The sequence below is a fragment of the Superficieibacter sp. BNK-5 genome (assembly GCF_047456055.1).
In the GTDB taxonomy this organism is placed as follows: Bacteria; Pseudomonadota; Gammaproteobacteria; order Enterobacterales; family Enterobacteriaceae; genus Superficieibacter.
This window is the reverse complement of record NZ_CP179893.1, coordinates 1,520,950-1,538,469: the sequence shown is the minus strand read 5'-3', so window position 1 is coordinate 1,538,469 and position 17,520 is coordinate 1,520,950. Positions and strand designations below refer to the sequence as shown.

Genomic DNA, 17,520 nt, shown 5'->3' with positions numbered 1-17,520 from the left:
CACATTAACGCCCGGATGGTGGCCTTTTTTAGTGCTGTGTTCTTTTTTTACACATACTATTTGTGATCTAAATCACTACAAACAGCCGTTAACCCCCTGCATTTAGGTGATCTACATCACATAAAAAGGTGCTCTCTGGACAGTTGACCGTTTAAGTGCCAGATTTCGCATTATCAACAGGGTACGGCTACCTCTGCCGCCATATTAACAAAAAACTCGGGCTTCCAGCCTCGCGACAGTACACATAAGAAGGGGTGTTTTATGTCATCCGATATCAAGATCAGAGTGCAAAGCTTTGGTCGTTTCCTCAGCAACATGGTGATGCCAAATATCGGCGCGTTTATCGCGTGGGGTATTATCACCGCGTTATTTATTCCAACAGGGTGGTTGCCTAACGAAACGCTGGCGAAACTGGTTGGCCCGATGATCACCTATCTGCTGCCGCTACTCATCGGTTATACCGGTGGTCGTCTGGTTGGCGGCGATCGTGGTGGCGTGGTCGGCGCTATCACTACCATGGGCGTTATCGTCGGTGCCGATATGCCGATGTTCCTCGGCGCAATGATTGCCGGTCCGCTGGGCGGCTGGGCGATCAAACGTTTTGATATGTGGGTAGACGGTAAGATCAAGTCCGGTTTTGAAATGCTGGTGAATAACTTCTCCGCTGGCATCATCGGTATGATCCTTGCGATTCTGGCATTCCTCGGCATCGGCCCTGCGGTTGAAGTCCTGTCCAAAGTTCTGGCGGCAGGCGTTAACTTCATGGTGGTGCATGAAATGCTGCCACTGGCGTCTATCTTTGTTGAACCAGCGAAAATCCTGTTCCTCAATAACGCCATCAACCACGGTATCTTCTCGCCGCTGGGTATTCAGCAGTCTCACGACCTCGGCAAGTCTATCTTCTTCCTGATCGAAGCTAACCCAGGTCCGGGGATGGGCGTTCTGCTGGCGTACATGTTCTTTGGTCGCGGCAGCGCTAAACAGTCTGCGGGCGGTGCGGCTATCATTCACTTCCTGGGTGGTATCCACGAAATCTACTTCCCGTATGTGCTGATGAATCCGCGTCTGCTGCTTGCCGTTATCCTCGGCGGTATGACTGGCGTGTTCACCCTGACCATGCTGAACGGCGGTCTGGTTTCTCCGGCGTCTCCGGGTTCCATCCTGGCCGTACTGGCGATGACACCGAAAGGCGCTTACTTTGCTAACATCGCCGCTATTCTTGCCGCGCTGATCGTTTCCTTCGTGGTTTCCGCTATCCTGCTGAAAACCAGCAAAGTGAAAGAAGAAGACGATATCGAAGCGGCAGCGCGTCGCGTACAGGACATGAAAGCCCAGTCTAAAGGCGCAACGCCGCTGGCAACGGGCGATGTGACTAACGACCTGAGCCACGTGCGTAAAATCATCGTGGCCTGCGACGCCGGTATGGGTTCCAGTGCTATGGGCGCGGGCGTACTGCGTAAGAAAGTGCAGGATGCGGGTCTGAGCCAAATCTCTGTTACTAACAGCGCGATTAACAGCCTGCCGCCGGATGTTGACCTGGTCATCACCCACCGCGATCTGACCGAGCGTGCGATGCGCCAGGTTCCGCAGGCGCAGCACATTTCGCTGACCAACTTCCTCGACAGCGGCCTGTATACCAACCTGACCGAGCGTCTGGTGGCGGCACAGCGTCATACGGACAACGAAGTTAAAGTTCGATCCAGCCTGCAGGACAGTTTTGATCAGCCGGATAACAACCTGTTCAAACTGGGCGCGGAGAACATCTTCCTCGGTCGCACTGCAGCCACCAAAGAAGAAGCGATTCTGTTTGCCGGCGAGCAACTGGTGAAAGGCGGCTACGTTGAACCTGAATACGTTCAGGCGATGCTGGACCGCGAGAAGCTGACCTCAACGTATCTGGGCGAGTCCATCGCCGTACCGCACGGTACGATCGAAGCGAAAGACCGCGTGCTGAAAACCGGTGTGGTATTCTGCCAGTATCCGCAGGGTGTTCGCTTCGGCGAAGACGAAGATGACATCGCCCGTCTGGTGATTGGTATCGCCGCTCGCAATAACGAGCACGTGCAGGTGATTACCAGCCTGACCAATGCGCTGGATGACGAAACGGTCATCGAACGTCTGACGCACACCCAGAGCGTTGACGAAGTGCTGGCGCTGCTGGCAGGTACTAAGTAACGTTTGTCCGCGTCTCTGCGGAGGCGCGGTTCTGACTCTCTCCCTTTGGGAGAGGGTTAGGGTGAGGTAAGCGCCTCACCCCAGCCCTCTCGGGTAAAAACATTGAGAAAGGTTATTTCTATGAAAGCATTACATTTTGGCGCAGGTAACATCGGTCGTGGCTTCATTGGCAAACTGCTTGCCGACGCGGGGATCACCCTGACGTTTGCTGATGTAAACCAGGTGGTTCTCGACGCCCTGAATGCCCGTCATAGCTATCAGGTTCATGTTGTCGGCGAAAATGAGCAGGTGGATACCGTGTCCGGCGTGAATGCCGTCAGCAGCATTGGTGACGAGGTGGTTGATTTGGTCGCTCAGGTCGATCTGGTCACTACCGCCGTGGGTCCGGTGGTGCTTGAGCGTATCGCCCCGGCCATTGCCAAAGGTCTGTTGAAACGTAAAGCGCAGGGCGTCTCTGCGCCGCTGAACATTATCGCCTGTGAAAATATGGTGCGCGGCACTACCCAGTTGAAAGGTCATGTCTTCGCCGCGCTGGCAGAAGAAGATAAAGCCTGGGTTGAAGAACACGTCGGCTTTGTTGACTCCGCCGTTGACCGCATCGTGCCACCGTCCGCCTCCGCGACCAACGATCCGCTGGAAGTGACCGTTGAAACCTTCAGCGAATGGATTGTTGATAAAACCCAGTTTAAAGGCGACCTGCCGACCATTCCAGGTATGGAACTCACCGACAATCTGATGGCCTTCGTAGAACGTAAACTGTTCACCCTGAATACCGGCCACGCTATCACCGCCTACCTCGGTCAACTCGCCGGGCACCAGACCATCCGCGACGCCATTCTGGATGAAAAAATCCGCACCGTGGTACAGGGCGCGATGGAAGAGAGCGGCGCGGTGCTGATCAAGCGCTACGGTTTCGATGCCGATAAGCACGCGGCCTACATTCACAAAATCCTCGGCCGCTTTGAAAACCCGTACCTGAAAGATGACGTTGAGCGCGTAGGCCGCCAGCCGCTGCGTAAACTGAGCGCGGGCGATCGTTTGATCAAACCGTTGCTGGGTACGCTGGAATATCATCTGCCGCACGCCAACCTGGTGAAAGGGATTGCCGCCGCGATGCATTACCGTAGCGAACAAGATCCGCAGGCGCAGGAACTGGCCGCGCTGATCGATGCAAAAGGTCCACAGGACGCGCTCGCGCAGCTTTCTGGCCTTGATGCTAACAGCGAAGCCGTTGAGAAAGCCGTAGCTGAATACAACGCCACCAAATGATGACCGATCTGGCGCAGGTTACTCTGCGCCAACCTTTTAGATTGTCAGATATGCAGGCAATAATGGAAGAAACCCAGGCCTTTGAAAACCGTGTGCTTGAGCGTCTGAATGCTGGCAAAACCGTAAGAAGCTTTTTGATTGCCGCCGTTGAACTCCTCACCGAAGCGGTCAATATTCTGGTTATGCAGGTATTCCGCAAAGACGACTACGCGGTGAAATATGCGGTTGAACCGCTGCTGGACGGTAATGGTCCGCTGGGCGATCTCTCCGTGCGTCTGAAGCTTATCTACGGCCTTGGCGTGATAAGCCGACCTGAGTATGAAGATGCTGAACTGCTGATGGCGCTGCGCGAAGAACTGAATCACGACGGTAACGAATATACCTTTACCGACGACGAGATCCTCGGGCCGTTTGGCGAGCTGCACTGCGTCACCGCCCTCCCCCCGGCTCCCCAGTTTGACGACAGCGATGCGGAACTTCTGGCGATGCAAATCCAGCGTTATCAGCAGGTTGTACGTTCCACGATGGTACTTTCCCTGACCGAGCTGATCTCCCGCATCAGCTTAAAAAAAGCCTTTCAGAAGTAACCTCGCGCACATTGGTGTATCCTTAGCGCAATCACCCTGATTCAGAGTCAATTTGTTATGAAAGAAGTCGAAAAGAACGAAATTAAACGCCTGAGCGATCGCCTCGATCTCATCCGCCACCAGCAGGCCGATCTGTCGCTGGTTGAGGACGCTGAAAAATACGCCGAACTGGAAAAAGAGAAAGCGACCCTGGAAACGGAAATCGCCCGCCTGCGTGAAGTCCACGGCCAGAAGCTGAGTGTCGAAGCGCAAAAGCTGAGCAAATTACCGTTCCGCCGCGCCATCACTAAAAAAGAGCAGGCCGATATGGGCAAGCTGAAGAAAAGCGTCCGCGGGCTGATTGTCGTGCACCCGATGACCGCGCTGGGGCGTGAGATGGGGCTGAAAGAAGTGACGGGGTTTGCGAAAAACGAATTCTGATCGTTTGCCTGGTAAGCACAATGCCACTGTATTGTGCTTATCCCTGATAAACCTCATCGAAATATCATGGCTGGCATTATACCTGAATGAAAATGCTACACGCCTGGCTTATAAACCAATACCTTTCTTATTGGCCCTACCAATTACCCCTTCAACCCTCCCGTACTTCACAATTCCTTAATTTTTACTCACACATACGTTGCTTACACATAACATTTAGTTAACCTTTCAAGGTCGTGACCCTAAACCCTCATATTGGCAGGACCACCTTTACACAGAATGTGACGCAGCAATGAGCGCAGACTCACTGTGTTGGCGTAACGGTGGGCCTCAGGAGACCTGCATGAACCTTTGGCAACAGAATTACGATCCGGCTGGCAATATCTGGCTCTCAAGCCTGATCGCTTCGCTTCCGATTCTCTTTTTCTTTTTTGCGCTGATAAAGCTCAAGCTGAAAGGCTATCTTGCGGCAACCTATACCGTGATTATCGCCCTGCTGGTAGCGCTGTTCTTCTACAAAATGCCGGTCGATCGCGCGCTGGCCTCGGTGGTGTACGGCTTCTTCTACGGGCTGTGGCCGATTGCCTGGATCATCATCGCAGCGGTGTTTGTTTATAAGATTTCAGTGAAAACCGGTCAGTTCGACATTATCCGCTCATCAATTCTGTCGATTACGCCGGACCAGCGTCTGCAAATGCTGATTGTCGGCTTCTCTTTCGGCGCGTTTCTGGAGGGGGCGGCAGGCTTTGGTGCGCCGGTGGCGATTACCGCTGCGCTGCTGGTTGGCCTCGGCTTTAATCCGCTGTACGCCGCCGGACTGTGCCTGATAGTAAACACCGCGCCGGTGGCCTTTGGCGCGATGGGTATTCCGATTCTGGTCGCCGGACAGGTGACGGGACTGGACAGTTTTGAAATTGGCCAGATGGTTGGTCGCCAGTTGCCGTTCCTGACGATTATCGTGCTGTTCTGGATCATGGCAATTATGGACGGCTGGCGCGGGGTGAAAGAGACGTGGCCGGCGGTGATGGTGGCAGGCGGCTCGTTTGCCATCGCGCAGTATTTAAGCTCTAACTTTATTGGCCCGGAACTGCCGGACATCATCTCTTCACTGGTGTCGCTGGTCTGCCTGACGCTGTTTCTTAAACGCTGGAAGCCGGTGCGGATTTTCCGCTTTGGTGATATGGGGGCAGCGCAGGTCGATCCTTCGCTTGAACGCACCCGCTACACGCCTGGGCAGATCCTGCGTGCCTGGTCGCCGTTTCTGTTTCTGACCGCGACGGTTACCCTGTGGAGCATTCCGCCGTTCAAGGCGTTATTTGCGCCAGGCGGTGCGATGTACAACTGGGTGATCAACATTCCGGTGCCGTTCCTCGATAAACTGGTTGCCCGGATGCCGCCGGTAGTCCACGAAGCCACCGCGTATGCTGCGGTATATAAATTCGACTGGTTCTCGGCCACCGGCACGGCGATCCTGTTTGCCGCGTTCTTGTCTATCCTTTGGTTAAAGATGAAGCCGGGTGCGGCATTGCACACTTTCGGCAGCACGCTGAAAGAGCTGGCGTTACCGATTTACTCAATTGGCATGGTGCTGGCCTTCGCGTTTATCTCGAACTACTCCGGCCTGTCGTCCACGCTGGCGCTGGCTCTGGCGCATACCGGCCACGCGTTTACCTTCTTCTCGCCGTTCCTCGGCTGGCTGGGGGTATTCCTGACCGGTTCGGATACGTCGTCGAACGCGCTGTTTGCCGCGCTGCAGGCCACCGCTGCGCAACAGATCGGGGTATCGGATATTCTGCTGGTCGCCGCTAACACCACCGGTGGCGTCACCGGCAAGATGATTTCTCCGCAGTCCATCGCCATTGCCTGTGCGGCAGTGGGGCTGGTCGGGAAGGAGTCAGATCTGTTCCGCTTTACCGTCAAACATAGCCTGATTTTCACCTGTATGGTGGGCGTGATCACTACGCTTCAGGCCTATGTCTTAACCTGGATGATCCCGTGATAATCATGCCTAAACGCCTGGCAGACGATGTTGCCGACCGTCTGCGGGCAATGATCGAAGAACAACAGCTGGAGGCGGGTATGCGTTTACCCGCCGAGCGCCAGCTCGCCGTCCAGCTTGGGGTCTCACGTAATTCTCTGCGCGAGGCCATCGCCCGGCTTAACAGCGAAGGGCTACTGTTGAGTCGTCGCGGCGGCGGCACGTTTGTGCGCTGGCAGCATGAAAACTGGACTGAACAAAATATCGTTCAGCCGCTAAAAATGCTGCTCGCGGATGACCCGGACTACAGCTTCGACATTCTGGAAGCGCGTCATGCGATTGAGGCCAGCACCGCCTGGCACGCGGCGCTACGTGCGACCAGCGCGGACAAAGAGAAGATTAAGCTTTGCTTTGAAGCCACGCTCGGCGATGACCCGGATCTGGCTTCGCAGGCAGATGTCCGTTTTCACCTCGCGATTGCCGAGGCTTCCCATAACGTCGTGCTGCTGCAAACTATGCGCGGCTTTTTTGACCTGTTGCAGTCCTCTGTTAAACAGAGTCGCCAGCGCATGTATCTGGTTCCGCCCGTTTTCGCCTGCCTGACCGAGCAGCATCAGGCGGTGATGGAGGCGATCCTCGCCGGTGACGCCGATGCCGCGCGCAAGGCGATGATGGCGCACCTCAAATTCGTCCATACCACGATTAAACGCTTCGATGAAGATCAGGCCCGCCAGGCGCGTATTACCCGCCTGCCCGGCGATCAGAACGATAATTCAAGGGAGAACAAATCATGATTATTTCCGCCGCCAGCGACTATCGCGCTGCCGCTCAACGCATCCTGCCGCCGTTTTTGTTCCACTATATCGACGGCGGTGCCTATGCCGAATATACCCTGCGCCGCAACGTCGAAGATTTGTCGCAGATCGCCCTGCGTCAGCGCGTGCTGAAGAACATGTCCGATCTGAGCCTTGAGACTACGCTGTTTAACGAGACACTTTCTATGCCGGTTGCGCTGGCTCCGGTCGGGCTGTGCGGGATGTACGCCCGTCGTGGGGAAGTACAGGCGGCAGCGGCAGCGGACGCGAAAGGCATTCCATTTACGCTTTCTACCGTGTCGGTGTGCCCGATTGAAGAGGTCGCGCCGACCATTAAGCGCCCGATGTGGTTCCAGCTCTACGTCCTGCGCGATCGCGGTTTTATGCGCAATGCGCTGGAGCGGGCAAAGGCGGCGGGCTGCTCCACGCTGGTCTTTACAGTGGATATGCCAACGCCGGGCGCGCGTTATCGTGACGCCCACTCCGGCATGAGCGGCGCAAACGCCGCGATGCGCCGTTACTGGCAGGCGGTAACCCACCCGCAGTGGGCATGGGACGTGGGCGTTAACGGTCGTCCGCATGATTTAGGGAACATCTCGGCCTACCTCGGCAAACCGACCGGGCTGGAAGATTATATCGGCTGGCTGGCCAATAACTTCGATCCCTCTATCTCCTGGAAAGACCTTGAGTGGATCCGCGAGTTCTGGGACGGGCCGATGGTGATCAAGGGGATCCTTGACCCGGACGATGCCCGCGACGCGGTACGCTTTGGCGCTGACGGGATCGTGGTCTCCAACCACGGCGGTCGCCAGCTTGACGGCGTGCTCTCCTCCGCGCGCGCCCTGCCCGCTATTGCCGACGCGGTAAAAGGCGATATTGCGATCCTCGCTGACAGCGGTATCCGCAACGGACTGGACGTGGTGCGGATGATCGCCCTGGGTGCGGATACCGTGCTGCTTGGTCGCGCGTATCTTTATGCGCTGGCGACGCACGGGCAGGCGGGCGTCGCCAATCTGCTGAATTTGATTGAGAAAGAAATGCGCGTAGCAATGACGCTGACCGGGGCGAAGTCGATTAAAGAGATCACACAGGATTCGCTGGTGCATGAATTGGGCAAAGCGCTGCCCAACGCCCTTGCACCGATGACACACGGAGATGCGGCGTAATTCCCCTCACCTCAACCCTTTCGATCTGCTATTCTGCCCCCGCAATTTAAGGGGGCAGTATGCTGAATATCGTTTTATTCGAACCGGAAATCCCGCCGAATACGGGAAACATCATCCGTTTATGCGCCAATACCGGCTTTCGTCTGCACATCATTGAGCCAATGGGCTTTGCCTGGGACGATAAGCGCCTGCGTCGCGCCGGGCTGGATTACCATGAATTTACCGCCGTCACGCGACATCACGATTATACCGCCTTTGCTGAAGCACAAAAGCCGCAGCGCCTGTTCGCGTTAACCACTAAGGGCACGCCGGCGCACAGCGCGGTAAGCTATCAGGACGGGGATTATCTGATGTTCGGCCCGGAAACGCGCGGCCTGCCTGCCAGCATTCTTGATGCCTTACCGGCGGAGCAAAAAATTCGTATTCCGATGATGCCGGACAGCCGCAGCATGAATTTGTCGAACGCGGTGTCGGTGGTGGTGTATGAAGCCTGGCGACAGCTGGGGTATCCGGGCGCGGTGTTAAGAACCTGATATTGGCCAGGGTGCTGCGTTTGCCCGACCTACAGAAGTGCCATACAGTCCACATACCGTAGGCCCGGTAAGCGTAGCGCCACCGGGCAACCTGCGCAGGAAGGCGGGCGTTAAATCCCGTCCCCGTACTCAAACCCGTTATGCGCGCTGAAATGCTGGTCCATATCCATGGCCGGTTTATCCGATTCCGGTTTACCGACGATGCGCGCCGGGACGCCGGCGACGGTGGTATGCGGCGGAACAGGCTGTAATACCACTGAACCAGCGCCAATCTTCGCGCCGCGTCCCACTTCAATGTTACCGAGGATTTTCGCGCCCGCGCCAATCATCACACCTTCGCGGATCTTCGGGTGGCGGTCGCCGCTGGTTTTACCGGTCCCGCCTAACGTGACCGATTGCAGAATAGAGACATCGTTTTCAATCACTGCCGTCTCACCCACCACAATGCCGGTGGCGTGATCGAGCATGATCCCATGACCAATCATTGCCGCCGGATGAATATCCACCTGGAAAGAAACCGACACCTGATTTTGCAGGAAAATAGCCAGCGCCTGACGGCCCTGATGCCACAGCCAGTGGCCGATGCGGTAGGCCTGGAGCGCGTGGAAGCCTTTGAGATAGAGCAACGGCGTGGAGTATTTATCCACCGCCGGATCGCGGGTGCGGACAGCCTGGATATCGCAGGCGGCAGAGGCAATCATCTCCGGGTCCGCTGCATATGCCTCTTCCACTACTTCACGGATGGCGATGGCAGGCATGATCGGCGAGGCCAGTTTATTCGCCAGCATATAGCTTAATGCACTGCCAAGATTTTCATGCTTCAGTAACGTCGCGTGATAAAAGCTGGCCAGCATTGGCTCGCAATCGGCCAGCGCTCTTGCTTCGGATTTAATATTGTTCCAGACGATATCCAGTTCTTCACACGGCATTGCTGACTCCAGCGGATATAGACGATCGGCCAGTTCTCTGCTGACCGTATCTGAGATAACAGTATTCCTTACGACTAGCTGCTGCTGCGCTCGTCCTTGCGCGAACGACCCAATAAGGTCAATGCTGCCTCGCGCGCATTTTTTCCGCAATACAATACCTGATAAATTTCCTCAGTTATTGGCATTTCCACCCCGAAGCGATGCGCCAGCGCGCGCACTTCTTTGGTATTGCGATAACCTTCAACCACCTGGCCGATTTTATCCTGCGCGCCCTGTACATCCATGCCCTGACCGAGCATCATGCCAAAACGACGGTTACGCGACTGGTTGTCGGTACAGGTCAGCACCAGATCGCCCAGACCCGCCATGCCCATAAAGGTGGACGGATCGGCACCCAGCGCAGCCCCCAGACGCGACATTTCCGTCAGGCCGCGGGTAATTAAAGCGGTGCGGGCGTTAGCGCCAAAACCAATACCGTCCGACATGCCCGCGCCGATGGCAATGACGTTTTTCACCGCCCCGCCCAATTGCACGCCGATAAAATCCGGGTTGCTGTAGACGCGAAAACTTTTGCCGCAGTGTAAAAGCTGCTGGAGATCGTCCGCAAAGGCGGTATCTGTCGCCGCCAGCGAGATCGCTGTCGGTAAGCCTGCCGCCAGCTCTTTAGCAAAGGTCGGGCCGGAGATCACCGCCAGCGGGATATCATCTCCCAGCGCTTCACGGGCGACATCCTGCAACAGGCGTCCGGTTTCCGCTTCAAGCCCTTTGGTCGCCCATACCAGCCGTGCATCGGCACGCATCAGCGGCTTAATCTGGCGCAGCACTTCGCCAAACACATGACTCGGCACCACCACCAGGATATTACGGCTGGCGGCCAGCGCGGTCGCTAAATCGCTCTCAAGGCGCAGCGTATCCGGGAAAGGGACATCAGGAAGGAACGCGACGTTGCAGCGATCGTGCTCAAGCGTCGCGATATGTTTGGGATCGTGGCCCCACAGGACAACCTGGTGGCCGTTTCTTGCCAGAGTGATGGCAAGAGCGGTGCCGTAAGAGCCGGCACCGATCACTGTCATTGACGCATTACTTTCGCTCATCAGGCATCCTGATGTTCTTCAGTACCTTCGCCGCCTTCGCCAGCCTGCTGCTGCAAATAGTTCATAAACAGCGCATCGAAGTTAACCGGCGCGAGGTTCAGTTGCGGGAACGTACCGCGTGAAACCAGGCTGGTGATGCATTCGCGGGCATACGGGAACAGAATGTTCGGGCAGTATGCGCCAAGGCAATGCGCCATCTGAGTGCCTTCAATGCCTTCAACGGAGAAAATACCGCCCTGCTGAACTTCGCACAGGAACGCGGTCTCTTCGCCAAGGGAGGCGGTCACGGTTACACGCAGTACTACTTCGTAAACACCTTCAGCCAGCTGGCTGGACGCGGTATCCAGATCCAGTTTAACTTCCGGCTGCCAGTCTTTCTGAAAAACGTGCGGCGCGTTAGGCGCTTCGAAAGAGATGTCTTTGGTGTAGATACGCTGGATCTGAAAAGCCATCTCAGTATTATTTTGTTCTGACATGTGAAAAACCCTTTAGTGTTGTCCTTAAAATATACGTCATCCTTCCGGTTGCATCCCTGATGCCATCCTGAATGATGTTTTGTATGCCTTAGCGCAGCAGAGGATCCAGTCCACCACGTGCGTCCAGCGCATACAAGTCGTCGCAGCCGCCAATGTGCTGCGCATCAATAAAAATCTGTGGGACGGTCGTGCGGCCACTGCGTTGGATCATCTCATCGCGTTTGTGCGCATCGCCGTCAATCGGCAGCTCTTCAAACGTCACGCCTTTGCTGTTCAGCAGCGCTTTTGCACGATGGCAAAACGGGCAGGTTGCTTTGGTGTAGATCTCAATATTGGCCATAATCGTCTCTCCGGGTTATTTACCGCGAACCAGAGGCAGGTTCTCACCGCTCCAGCCAGCAACGCCTTCTTTCAGTACGAAGACTTTCTCGTATCCGGCTTTGATCAGCGCATTGGCAGATTCCTGAGCCTGAACACCTGTACCATCAACAACAATAATGGGTTTGTCTTTGTGTTTATCAAGCTCGCCGACGTTATTCGCTTTGATTTCGGCAGGCAGTACGTTAACGGAACCGGCAATGTGCCCTTTACGGAAGTCGTCGCGCTGGCGCAGATCGACCACAACGGCATCTTCTTTATTGATAAGACGAGTCGCTTCACCGCGCGTAATGACCTTCACTTTAGACGTGAGACCTTTAAAGGTGGTGAACAGTACGGCCACCAGCAATGCCACCCACGCGAGACAAAGTATGGGGTGACGGCTAACAAATTGCATAATTTCTTGCATGGGGGTAACAACTCCCGACGTAGTGATTGAAAAACCAGGGAAGGAGTATACCTGTGCAGTGTGGCAAATACAGCCAGCCAGCGCGATGTTATGCATTTTCTGCGGCGCGCCGCGAAAAAAATTGTCGCATATGGGTAAATCTGCACCCAACGCAGCCGCTTTCTTTGATCTTCTGCGGCTATTTAATCGATTCAGTTGAAGTAATATTAGGCAAATTTTTTTGGCTCATGAGCATGAGGTTGTCGCAATGTCGATTTCTAAAAAACCAATGGTACTGGTGATTCTGGATGGCTATGGCTATCGCGAAGATAAACAGGATAACGCCATTTCCGCTGCAAAAACGCCGGTAATGGACGCCCTGTGGGCAAAACGTCCGCATACGCTGATCGACGCCTCAGGGCTGGAAGTCGGTCTGCCGGATCGCCAGATGGGCAACTCCGAAGTGGGTCACGTGAACCTTGGCGCAGGCCGCATTGTGTATCAGGACCTGACCCGTCTGGACGTCGAAATTAAAGAACGCACCTTCTTCGCTAACCCTGTGCTGACGGCGGCAGTAGAAAAAGCCGCCGCCGCAGGCAAAGCCGTACACATCATGGGCCTGCTCTCCGCCGGCGGCGTTCACAGCCATGAAGATCACATCCTGGCGATGGTAGAACTGGCGGCTGAACGCGGCGCGGAAAAAATCTATCTGCATGCGTTCCTCGACGGTCGCGACACTCCGCCGCGCAGCGCTGAAGGCTCCCTGAAAACCTTCGAAGACAAATTTGCCGCACTGGGCAAAGGTCGCGTGGCGTCAATCATTGGCCGTTATTACGCGATGGATCGCGACAACCGTTGGGATCGCGTAGAGCAGGCGTATGACCTGCTGACGCAGGCCAAAGGCGATTTCCAGGCGGATACCGCTGTTGCCGGTTTGCAGGCTGCCTATGCGCGTGATGAGAACGACGAGTTCGTTAAAGCCACGGTGATCCGCGCTGAAGGCCAGGCCGATGCCGCAATGGAAGACGGCGACGCGCTGATTTTCATGAACTTCCGCGCCGACCGTGCCCGTGAAATCACCCGCGCGTTTGTTAACGCCGATTTCGACGGTTTTGCCCGTAAGAAAGAAATTAAGCTCGGTGATTTCGTCATGCTGACGGAATATGCCGCCGATATCAAAACCGCCGTCGCTTATCCGCCGTCTTCGCTGGAAAACACCTATGGCGAGTGGATGGCAAAGAATGACAAGACCCAGTTGCGCATCTCCGAAACCGAGAAATATGCGCACGTGACCTTCTTCTTTAACGGCGGCGTAGAAGAGCCGTTTAAAGGTGAAGAACGCATTCTGATCAACTCACCGAAAGTAGCAACCTACGATCTGCAACCGGAAATGAGTTCTGCCGAGCTGACCGAAAAACTGGTTGCCGCCATCGAAAGCGGTAAGTATGACACCATCATCTGTAACTACCCGAACGGTGATATGGTCGGCCATACCGGCGTGATGGAAGCCGCAATCAAGGCGGTTGAAGCGCTGGATCACTGTGTTGAGCAGGTGACGAAAGCCGTTGAGTCCGTTGGTGGACAACTGCTGATCACCGCCGACCACGGCAACGCCGAGCAGATGCGCGATCCGTCCACGGGCCAGGCGCATACTGCCCACACCAACCTGCCGGTTCCGCTAATTTATGTCGGCGACAAAACCGTAACGGCAGTAGAGGGCGGCAAGCTTTCTGACATCGCGCCGACCATGCTGACCCTGATGGGGATGGAAATCCCGCAACAGATGACTGGTAAGCCGCTGTTCATCGTGGAATAATCCCTCCCCATGAGGGGAACGGTGATTTTTTCAAACAAACGGATCGCGACGGCAGTCAGATCCGTACTTTACGCCAGCGCACTTAGCGCTGGCGTATTGCTGTGCGCCATTCCCGCCCACGCCGATGAGCGCGATCAGCTGAAGAGCATTCAGGCTGATATCGCCGCTAAACAGCGTGCGGTACAAAAACAGCAGCAGCAGCGCGCTGGTCTGCTTAACCTTCTCAAGCAGCAGGAAGAGGCCATCGCCGCCGCCGCGCGTAAGCTGCGAGAAACCGAAAACAGCCTTACCCAGTTAAATAAACAGATCGCCGACATGAACGCCTCCATTGCCCGCCTCGAACAGCAGCGCGCGGCGCAGGAGCGTAATCTTGCTGCACAGCTGGATGCCGCCTTTCGTCAGGGCGAACATTCTGGCCTTCAGTTTGTGTTGAGCGGTGAAGAAGGCCAGCGCGGACAGCGTTTACAGGCCTATTTCGGCTATCTTAATCAGGCGCGTCAGGAAACCATTGCACAGCTCAAGCAGACCCGTGCCGAGGTCGATGCGCAGAAAGCCGAGCTGGAAGAGAAACAAAGCCAGCAGCAGACGCTGCTCTATGAACAGCGGGCGCAGCAGGCGAAGCTGGAGCAGGCGCGCAACGAGCGTAAAAAGACCCTGGCCGGTCTGGAGTCCTCTATTCAGCAGGGCCAGCAGCAACTAAGCGAAATGCGCGCTAACGAATCACGCCTGCGTAACAGTATCGCTCGTGCCGCTGCGGCAGCTAAAGCCCGTGCCGAGCAGGAAGCCCGCGAAGCGCAGGCGGTACGCGACAAGCAGCAGGAAGCGTCCCGGAAAGGCTCCACCTATAAACCGACCGAAAGCGAACGTTCACTGATGTCCCGAACAGGCGGGCTGGGCGCGCCGCGCGGTCAGGCCTACTGGCCGGTTCGCGGGGCAACCCTGCATCGTTATGGCGAGCAGCTCCAGGGCGAGCTACGCTGGAAAGGCATGGTTATCGGCGCGTCTGAAGGTTCCGAGGTTAAAGCCATCGCCGATGGCCGGGTGATCCTCGCCGACTGGCTGCAGGGCTACGGTCTGGTGGTGGTGGTGGATCACGGGAAAGGCGATATGAGCCTTTATGGCTATAATCAGAGCGCGCTGGTTAGCGTGGGAACCCAGGTGCGCGCAGGTCAGGCGATTGCACTTGTGGGCAATAGCGGCGGTCAGGGCAGACCGTCGCTCTATTTCGAAATTCGCCGCCAGGGTCAGGCGGTCAATCCACAGCCGTGGTTGGGAAGATAAGTTTTGCTTCAATTTCGTCGAATTGTTGTTTGTACCGCCGGAATGTTAGCCGTTATCGCACCGGTTTACGCAGGTAAACTCGCCATTGTGATTGATGATTTTGGCTATCGCCCGCAGACTGAAAATCAGGTGCTGGCCCTCCCCCCTACCATCAGCGTTGCCGTGTTACCCAACGCGCCGCACGCCCGTGAGATGGCGACCAAAGCGCACAATAACGGTCATGAAGTGTTAATTCACCTGCCAATGGCACCGTTAAGCAAACAGCCGCTGGAAAAAGATACCCTGCGCCCCGAAATGAGTAGCGCTGAAATTGAGCGCATCGTGCGTGAGGCGGTAAATGACGTCCCCTATGCGGTGGGACTGAATAACCATATGGGTAGTGCCATGACCTCCAGCCTGTTCGGCATGCAGAAAGTGATGCAGGCGCTGAGCCATTATAATCTCTATTTTCTCGACAGCATGACGATTGGCAACAGCCAGTCGATGCGCGCGGCCAGCGGCACGGGCGTAAAAGTGATTAAGCGCAGGGTTTTTCTGGATGACACGCAGCGGGAGGCGGATATTCGCGCCCAGTTTACGCGTGCGGTTGAGCTGGCGCGGCGTAATGGTTCGGCGATTGCTATCGGGCATCCGCATCCGACCACCGTGCGCGTGTTGCAACAAATGGTCTATAGCCTGCCGTCAGATATTACCCTGGTGCGTCCGAGCGATTTACTTAACGAGCCGCAGATTGATACCTCGACCCCGAATACAAAACCGCCGAAAACCAGTACGCCGGATGCGCCGCGCAATCCGTTCCGCGGCGTAAAACTTTGCAAGCCGAAGCAAAAAACCGAGCCGGTTTACGCCACCCGCTTCTTCAGCGTACTGAGCGAGAGCATCAGTCAGAGCACCCTGGTGCAATATTTTCAGCACCAGTGGCAGGGCTGGAACCAGCAAAAATAACGGATGGCGTCCGCTTAGCGCAGGTTAACCGCCTCGCGAGCGAGACGCCGGATGCATAGCTTGCGGTCACGCCACTTCCACAGCCGCGCCGACCATAACAGCGCCTGATACGCCAGTTTCGGGCTACGCACGTTCGTCACCATCCGCTTATACATGCCGGAGGTAAAAATCTCGGCGATCATGCGCTGGCGGATCATCGGATCGCGCTCTTTGCGTACCGAATGGCACACCCGCAACGCTTCGTAAACGATTTGCTGATGGAATTCAGGATGGATAGTGATTTTCCCGGCGTAGTCGCGGTTCAGCTTTTCCAGCAGGCGAGTGATCTTCATATAGTGACGCTGATAGGCCAGGTTTTTTTGCCCCTGACGCTTGAGGCGGCTTACCGAGGCGTCGTGCAGGAAGTATTTATACAAACATTCTTCCGTATAGCGCACGCGACGGGCGTTAAACATGCACTCAGTGGACCATAAAATATCCTGATGATGCAGACCCGGTACGAAAGTCAGGCCACAATCTTCAAGCATCTGACGGCGATACACGCCCATCCATACCACGTGCGTCCAGCGGCGAGAGGCCAGCGCCATACGCAGCCAGTCCGGGCCGCTCAGTACCTCGGTTGAACGCAGACGATCAAGCGGGATCGACTGCCAGCAATCACCGGTCGCGCTGTCGCACCAGTCGGCGTTGCACTGCGCGACGTCGAGATTATCCCGCAACGCCATGGTCATCAGCGTTTCATACATCCTGGAATAGGTCAGATCGTCGGCATCAACAAAAGCAACATACTCCCCTGTCGCCGCTTCCATGCCGCGATTACGCGCGACGGACGCACCGGCATTCGCCTGCGTAATCAACTGGATATGCGGATATTTATCTGCATAATGCTGCGCAATATCGACGGAACAGTCCGTTGAACCATCATTAACAATAATAATTTCCAGAGCGCTCCAGCTCTGAGCCACCAGCGACTCCATGCAGGCGGCGAAAGCCTGGCCTGCGTTATAGAGAGGGATAATGACGCTGAGTTTGCCTGAGCGAATCATCATAGTAATTACCTGCTTAATAATGGATATGCGGTTACGTTTTACGCGCTATTCCTTAAGAAAGACTTAAGGCCCGACGCGCTTTGTTTATCCCGTTGATTTTCAAATTGAAAATAAATCCAGATTAAGAATAATCACTTATTGTTAAGTTTTGACGACACCAGCTCGTTTAGGGTTAGGGTATAATGCGTCGGATAATCATTACTCTTACATGTAACCACCCA

General features: G+C 55.6%; 17 protein-coding genes. 11 read left to right on the top strand and 6 right to left on the bottom strand.

The window, feature by feature from the left end:
- The first annotated feature begins 261 nt into the window (after positions 1-261).
- From ACMGGS_RS07395 to trmL, 8 genes are all read left to right on the top strand, one after another.
- Positions 262-2,175 (top strand): PTS mannitol transporter subunit IICBA, encoded by a 1,914-nt coding sequence (locus ACMGGS_RS07395; protein ID WP_414165592.1) that lies wholly within the window; start codon positions 262-264, stop codon positions 2,173-2,175.
- A gap of 120 nt (positions 2,176-2,295) precedes the next feature.
- On the top strand, positions 2,296-3,444 hold the full coding sequence (gene mtlD, locus ACMGGS_RS07390; protein ID WP_414165591.1) for a mannitol-1-phosphate 5-dehydrogenase: 1,149 nt from the start codon (positions 2,296-2,298) through the stop codon (positions 3,442-3,444).
- On the top strand, positions 3,444-4,031 hold the full coding sequence (mtlR, locus tag ACMGGS_RS07385; RefSeq protein ID WP_414166220.1) for a mannitol operon repressor MtlR: 588 nt from the start codon (positions 3,444-3,446) through the stop codon (positions 4,029-4,031). The genes mtlD and mtlR overlap by 1 nt, the downstream gene beginning before the upstream one ends.
- Positions 4,032-4,088: 57 nt before the next feature.
- Positions 4,089-4,451, top strand: a complete 363-nt coding sequence (locus ACMGGS_RS07380) for a YibL family ribosome-associated protein (RefSeq protein ID WP_194207552.1) — start codon at positions 4,089-4,091, stop codon at positions 4,449-4,451.
- Positions 4,452-4,794: 343 nt separating this feature from the next.
- Positions 4,795-6,450, top strand: coding sequence for an L-lactate permease (lldP, locus tag ACMGGS_RS07375; protein ID WP_414165590.1), 1,656 nt, complete (start codon positions 4,795-4,797; stop codon positions 6,448-6,450).
- Entirely contained in the window at positions 6,447-7,223 is a 777-nt protein-coding gene (lldR, locus tag ACMGGS_RS07370; RefSeq protein ID WP_414165589.1) for a transcriptional regulator LldR, read from the top strand. The genes lldP and lldR overlap by 4 nt, the downstream gene beginning before the upstream one ends.
- Positions 7,220-8,410 carry an FMN-dependent L-lactate dehydrogenase LldD gene (gene lldD, locus ACMGGS_RS07365; protein WP_414165588.1) on the top strand — a complete coding sequence of 397 codons (1,191 nt, stop codon included), beginning with the start codon at positions 7,220-7,222 and terminating at the stop codon, positions 8,408-8,410. Before lldR ends, lldD begins: the two co-directional genes overlap by 4 nt.
- Before the next feature lie 59 nt (positions 8,411-8,469).
- Entirely contained in the window at positions 8,470-8,943 is a 474-nt protein-coding gene (gene trmL, locus ACMGGS_RS07360) for a tRNA (uridine(34)/cytosine(34)/5-carboxymethylaminomethyluridine(34)-2'-O)-methyltransferase TrmL (RefSeq protein ID WP_414165587.1), read from the top strand.
- Positions 8,944-9,053: 110 nt separating this feature from the next.
- On the opposite strand, the gene cysE is transcribed toward trmL, so the two are convergent.
- The 5 genes from cysE to ACMGGS_RS07335 all read right to left on the bottom strand — a co-directional run bounded on the left by cysE (position 9,054) and on the right by ACMGGS_RS07335 (position 12,229).
- Positions 9,054-9,872, bottom strand: coding sequence for a serine O-acetyltransferase (cysE, locus tag ACMGGS_RS07355; RefSeq protein ID WP_414165586.1), 819 nt, complete (start codon positions 9,870-9,872; stop codon positions 9,054-9,056).
- A gap of 74 nt (positions 9,873-9,946) precedes the next feature.
- The gene (gene gpsA / locus ACMGGS_RS07350) at positions 9,947-10,966 is read right to left on the bottom strand and encodes an NAD(P)H-dependent glycerol-3-phosphate dehydrogenase (RefSeq protein WP_414165585.1); all 1,020 of its coding nucleotides are present in this window, start codon (positions 10,964-10,966) and stop codon (positions 9,947-9,949) included.
- The gene (gene secB, locus ACMGGS_RS07345) at positions 10,966-11,442 is read right to left on the bottom strand and encodes a protein-export chaperone SecB (RefSeq protein ID WP_176920038.1); all 477 of its coding nucleotides are present in this window, start codon (positions 11,440-11,442) and stop codon (positions 10,966-10,968) included. Before secB ends, gpsA begins: the two co-directional genes overlap by 1 nt.
- Positions 11,443-11,530: 88 nt before the next feature.
- Entirely contained in the window at positions 11,531-11,782 is a 252-nt protein-coding gene (gene grxC / locus ACMGGS_RS07340; RefSeq protein WP_176920037.1) for a glutaredoxin 3, read from the bottom strand.
- A 15-nt stretch (positions 11,783-11,797) separates the two neighbouring features.
- Positions 11,798-12,229 carry a rhodanese-like domain-containing protein gene (locus ACMGGS_RS07335; RefSeq protein WP_176920036.1) on the bottom strand — a complete coding sequence of 144 codons (432 nt, stop codon included), beginning with the start codon at positions 12,227-12,229 and terminating at the stop codon, positions 11,798-11,800.
- A gap of 247 nt (positions 12,230-12,476) precedes the next feature.
- On the opposite strand from ACMGGS_RS07335, the gene gpmM reads away from it, so the two are divergent.
- The 3 genes from gpmM to ACMGGS_RS07320 are packed head-to-tail and all read left to right on the top strand — an operon-like array spanning position 12,477 to position 16,250.
- The gene (gene gpmM, locus ACMGGS_RS07330) at positions 12,477-14,024 is read left to right on the top strand and encodes a 2,3-bisphosphoglycerate-independent phosphoglycerate mutase (RefSeq protein WP_414165584.1); all 1,548 of its coding nucleotides are present in this window, start codon (positions 12,477-12,479) and stop codon (positions 14,022-14,024) included.
- Positions 14,025-14,033: 9 nt separating this feature from the next.
- On the top strand, positions 14,034-15,305 hold the full coding sequence (gene envC, locus ACMGGS_RS07325; RefSeq protein ID WP_414165583.1) for a murein hydrolase activator EnvC: 1,272 nt from the start codon (positions 14,034-14,036) through the stop codon (positions 15,303-15,305).
- A 3-nt stretch (positions 15,306-15,308) separates the two neighbouring features.
- Positions 15,309-16,250, top strand: coding sequence for a divergent polysaccharide deacetylase family protein (locus tag ACMGGS_RS07320; protein WP_414165582.1), 942 nt, complete (start codon positions 15,309-15,311; stop codon positions 16,248-16,250).
- 14 nt (positions 16,251-16,264) lie between these two features.
- Here the strand turns inward: ACMGGS_RS07320 and ACMGGS_RS07315 are convergent, their stop codons facing one another.
- Positions 16,265-17,296 carry a glycosyltransferase gene (locus tag ACMGGS_RS07315; RefSeq protein ID WP_414166219.1) on the bottom strand — a complete coding sequence of 344 codons (1,032 nt, stop codon included), beginning with the start codon at positions 17,294-17,296 and terminating at the stop codon, positions 16,265-16,267.
- Between the last annotated feature and the right edge of the window lie 224 nt (positions 17,297-17,520).

Coding starts and splice junctions, on each gene's coding strand:
- ACMGGS_RS07395 (WP_414165592.1), top strand. CDS start 262: ATGTCATCCGATATCAAGATCAGAGTGCAAAGCTTTGGTCGTTTCCTC.
- mtlD (WP_414165591.1), top strand. CDS start 2,296: ATGAAAGCATTACATTTTGGCGCAGGTAACATCGGTCGTGGCTTCATT.
- mtlR (WP_414166220.1), top strand. CDS start 3,444: ATGACCGATCTGGCGCAGGTTACTCTGCGCCAACCTTTTAGATTGTCA.
- ACMGGS_RS07380 (WP_194207552.1), top strand. CDS start 4,089: ATGAAAGAAGTCGAAAAGAACGAAATTAAACGCCTGAGCGATCGCCTC.
- lldP (WP_414165590.1), top strand. CDS start 4,795: ATGAACCTTTGGCAACAGAATTACGATCCGGCTGGCAATATCTGGCTC.
- lldD (WP_414165588.1), top strand. CDS start 7,220: ATGATTATTTCCGCCGCCAGCGACTATCGCGCTGCCGCTCAACGCATC.
- trmL (WP_414165587.1), top strand. CDS start 8,470: ATGCTGAATATCGTTTTATTCGAACCGGAAATCCCGCCGAATACGGGA.
- cysE (WP_414165586.1), bottom strand. CDS start 9,872: ATGCCGTGTGAAGAACTGGATATCGTCTGGAACAATATTAAATCCGAA.
- gpsA (WP_414165585.1), bottom strand. CDS start 10,966: ATGAGCGAAAGTAATGCGTCAATGACAGTGATCGGTGCCGGCTCTTAC.
- secB (WP_176920038.1), bottom strand. CDS start 11,442: ATGTCAGAACAAAATAATACTGAGATGGCTTTTCAGATCCAGCGTATC.
- grxC (WP_176920037.1), bottom strand. CDS start 11,782: ATGGCCAATATTGAGATCTACACCAAAGCAACCTGCCCGTTTTGCCAT.
- ACMGGS_RS07335 (WP_176920036.1), bottom strand. CDS start 12,229: ATGCAAGAAATTATGCAATTTGTTAGCCGTCACCCCATACTTTGTCTC.
- gpmM (WP_414165584.1), top strand. CDS start 12,477: ATGTCGATTTCTAAAAAACCAATGGTACTGGTGATTCTGGATGGCTAT.
- envC (WP_414165583.1), top strand. CDS start 14,034: ATGAGGGGAACGGTGATTTTTTCAAACAAACGGATCGCGACGGCAGTC.
- ACMGGS_RS07315 (WP_414166219.1), bottom strand. CDS start 17,296: ATGATTCGCTCAGGCAAACTCAGCGTCATTATCCCTCTCTATAACGCA.